Raw genomic sequence first — 549 nt, forward strand, 5'->3', positions numbered from 1 at the left:
GCATGCGTGCGCATGCCCCGCGCGGATCGCGCGGCAAACCGGTAATTCAGCGGGAAATTGCACGCGCAAGTCTCCTGAACGTAGCTTCGGTCGTCATGACGGGGCGCTTTTCAACAGCCTGCTAGATTGACATGCATTGTAGGCAACTGCGGTGTGTGAAGCTCAAGTGACAATGTACCGAAAAGCAATGTGTCGCAGATCTAGCCGTGAGGTAATCCGCGAACCTGGAAGCTTCATCTGGGATAGGACTAGGCTGGTTGGTATGGTTAACAGAAGTGAACCGTTGATAAACGTCGCGAGCAGGAACGAGTGGAAGAAGCTAGAAACACCACACTCGCGCCAAAAGGCACGCGCTGGACATCCCACTGACTCCTTGGGGTGTACGGACATCCGAGAGGAAAGCGCACGGCGGATAGACGGAACCTAGAGCGTGTTAGGAACTTTGAAGTACTGGCACGGCGTGGACAAGCATGAGCATTGCGAAGACGACGAAATGAAGCCCAGCGAGAGTTTCGGGAAGCCGTTCATAGTCACGTGCGAGACGCCGGA

1 pseudogene is annotated in these 549 nt (G+C 55.2%); it reads right to left on the minus strand.

Annotation, left to right across the window (positions count from 1 at the left end):
- Window positions 1-433: 433 nt before the first annotated feature.
- Window positions 434-549, minus strand: a pseudogene (locus AB4Y34_RS41935) (IS5/IS1182 family transposase); the annotation flags it as partial.

Source organism: Paraburkholderia sp. BR10954, assembly GCF_040965775.1.
Lineage (GTDB): Bacteria > Pseudomonadota > Gammaproteobacteria > Burkholderiales > Burkholderiaceae > Paraburkholderia > Paraburkholderia youngii.